At 23.2% G+C, this 1,550-nt stretch carries 3 protein-coding genes and 1 pseudogene; all 4 read right to left on the bottom strand.

Annotated elements, in window-relative coordinates; genetic code table 11:
• Positions 1 to 490: pseudogene (locus tag Q5O29_RS09690) on the bottom strand (hypothetical protein); the annotation flags it as partial.
• Between the two features lie 12 nt (positions 491 to 502).
• Positions 503 to 625: a hypothetical protein gene (locus Q5O29_RS09685; protein WP_022212747.1), complete on the bottom strand. Its 123-nt coding sequence runs from the start codon at positions 623 to 625 to the stop codon at positions 503 to 505.
• Positions 626 to 641: 16 nt separating this feature from the next.
• A complete protein-coding gene (locus tag Q5O29_RS09680; RefSeq protein ID WP_022212746.1) occupies positions 642 to 1,196 on the bottom strand; it encodes an accessory gene regulator ArgB-like protein in 555 nt (184 codons plus the stop codon).
• Positions 1,197 to 1,378: 182 nt separating this feature from the next.
• On the bottom strand, positions 1,379 to 1,550 hold a 172-nt coding region (locus Q5O29_RS09675), incomplete at its 5' end, for a GHKL domain-containing protein (RefSeq protein WP_302632082.1).

The following is a 1,550-nucleotide window of genomic DNA, read 5'->3' as shown; positions in this document are numbered from 1 at the left end:
TAACTATAATTAATGATATTATTGATATACTTTTACTTTTAAGAACTTTATAAATAGAATTTATAAAATTCATATTGCATAATATTATAGCAAATAATATGTATTGTGGTAAATATATAGCTATAAACATTCCTAATTGTAAATACTGTACTGGTAACATACTTACTATACATCCCAAATAAATATTGGAAGTTACCATCATAATTATTCCAACTGCAAAATAAACTATACTAAATCCTATCATAGCATCTAAAGGGTCTTCTTTAAATATTATTGCTCCTGAAATTAATATTATTAAATGTATAAATATGGTTCCTAAACTTGAATTACCTACAATTAGTGTAATTCCCTGTATTACTCCCCACAAAATTACTATCCAAGTTACAATACTTAGTATGCTTCTTTTAGTTTTACTACAGTAATTTGAAACATAAATAAACATAATACTTTGTAGCATACTGTTAAATGAGTCTGATATATTGATAATCACTTTTTCTCCTAATTATCTTAATTTTTTCATTGATTCTGGCATTTCTTCTGCCCCTACCATTAATGCAGATGCTGTTCCTAAATTTACAAACACTGCTGAAAGGCATAATAAACAACCTGCTAACATTTTTTTCATTCTAACTCCACCTCTTTCATTTACGTTTATTGAACATTAACATAGTTTGTACAACATTGGTTAAGCATATAAGCTCTCCATATTTTGTACTATTACAAATAACAATTGATATCAATCCTAATAATGATACACTTATTAAACCTATTATTCTATTTCTCTTTATAAGCTTTTCTTTAGTTAATGGCATTTTATCATTAATTATAGGAGCTTTATGATATACACAAAATATACTAAATAAATTTAATATTAAAATAGCCATAATATTTAATTCCATATTTCTCTCTAATAAAATTAAACTAAATACTATTAGAAATGTTGCAAAAAAACATTTTATTTGACTATCTTCATGATATCCTCCTATAAAAGGCTTGGATATTATCATTGAAATTAATACTACTAATCCTTCTTTGAAAAATCCTAAAAAATATAAACTTAACAATAGAAAAATAAATTTTATTAACTCATAGATAATTATAGCTAAACTATACTCTATTTGTTCTTTCTGATCAGTATTGTAATTTGCATATTTGGATAAATCATTTACAATTAATTTCGTTATCTTTTTTACCATAATAAACCATATCGACTCATTTATTATATATACTTAGTAAGTATATCATATATTTCGAAAAAATTCCATATATTTTATTATATTTTTATAAAAAAGTAAAAAACACTATAAATATCCATTTAATCTCCCTTAAATATATAAGCATAATAAAAGAGGTATTTTACATCCCCCTTTTATCATACTTATATAATCGCTAATTTATTTGATTTTTTAGAAAACTTTATTTTAAATTCTGTAAACGAATCATTACTTTTTACACTTATGCTACCATTATTTTTCTCTACAATTTCCTTAGTAATTGATAATCCAAACCCATTTTCTTTATTTTGATTTTCTTTTGTAGTAAATCCAGTA

It is taken from the genome of Clostridium sp. CAG:265, from assembly GCF_000436575.1.
GTDB lineage: Bacteria > Bacillota > Clostridia > Clostridiales > Clostridiaceae > Clostridium > Clostridium lentum.
The sequence above is the reverse complement of the archived record's forward strand: the minus strand, read 5'-3'. Positions and strand labels throughout refer to the sequence as shown.

Excerpts from the sequence above, each read along its gene's own strand:
- Q5O29_RS09680 (WP_022212746.1), bottom strand. The coding sequence starts at position 1,196 with ATGGTAAAAAAGATAACGAAATTAATTGTAAATGATTTATCCAAATAT.
- Q5O29_RS09685 (WP_022212747.1), bottom strand. The coding sequence starts at position 625 with ATGAAAAAAATGTTAGCAGGTTGTTTATTATGCCTTTCAGCAGTGTTT.